The following is a 963-nucleotide window of genomic DNA, read 5'->3' on the forward strand; positions in this document are numbered from 1 at the left end:
CGCAGCCAGCCGCTGAACTGATCCGATATCGCTGCACCGGCCTGGTGGCAAACCAGGCAATGAGTAAGATCTGTTCATACGATGCATGAAAAAACGCCCGCAGAAGCCATCTGCGGGCGTTTTTCTTCATATAGCCGCCAAAAAACACCTTAGCGCCGGTCTCCATCGGCATCCGCTACCGCAAACAGTTGCGGCAATTGCTCATCCATGACGATCTTGAGCCAGCGTTCACCCACGCCGACGTTGCCCAGGTTGCCGCTCCACAGGATGTGGGCGGGGGTCTTGTTCTTGCCGCCCTGGGAATGCACCACCAGCACCCGGCCGTGGAACTTGCCGGCCAGTTCCGAAAACAGTTTACGGGTTTCGGCAAAGCCGTCGCGCTGGGTACGGAAGAAGGAGTGCTTGGGCGGCGGTCCGAAGGGATTGGCATCGCTGAAGAAGACTATGGCCGCGCTCTTCATTCAAGGCGGCAAAGGCGAACGAGGTGCTGTAGCCAGTGTGCGGTTGACGATGAGCCTATCCTCGAATTCATTGTTGCGCCCGCCATCGAGCAGGAAATGATTGTTATCGTCCGGCAGGTTGACGGTGGCAAAGAGCACATTGCCGATTTCCCAACGGGTGTTTTCGGCATAGCTGCGGAACTTGCTTGTGAGCGACTGGCGCATCAACGGCAGGGGGATGGTGCCCAGCGAGAATTCACCGGCGTACAAGATATCCCTCATGCGCGACAGGCGTTCTATGGCGTCGGATCGGTTTTCACGATCACGTGAGGTGATCCAGTCACTGCCGGCCAGCGACATGAACATGCTGTTCTGCGCCTGCCACAGCAGCTCGTGAAGATTATTGGATAGACTATCCTCACAACCCTCGCAGGGCGACTTGATGCCATTGACCACCACTAAGGCCAGGTTGTCGGCATCAGTTTCTGTCAGTGACTGGCGCATGCTGTCTTCTCGCTTGGCG

1 protein-coding gene and 1 pseudogene are annotated in these 963 nt (G+C 57.3%); both read right to left on the reverse strand.

Annotated features, from left to right (window positions below):
* Positions 1-149: 149 nt before the first annotated feature.
* Positions 150-461: a hypothetical protein gene (locus I5W_RS33710; RefSeq protein WP_252717199.1), complete on the reverse strand. Its 312-nt coding sequence runs from the start codon at positions 459-461 to the stop codon at positions 150-152.
* A pseudogene (locus I5W_RS33715) lies at positions 462-963 on the reverse strand (hypothetical protein); the annotation flags it as partial.

This window comes from Herbaspirillum sp. B65 (genome assembly GCF_000333555.1).
Classification (GTDB): Bacteria; Pseudomonadota; Gammaproteobacteria; order Burkholderiales; family Burkholderiaceae_D; genus Herbaspirillum; species Herbaspirillum rubrisubalbicans.

Bases quoted from the DNA above. Each gene is read 5' to 3' on its own strand.
- I5W_RS33710 (WP_252717199.1), bottom strand. From the start codon at position 461: ATGAAGAGCGCGGCCATAGTCTTCTTCAGCGATGCCAATCCCTTCGGA.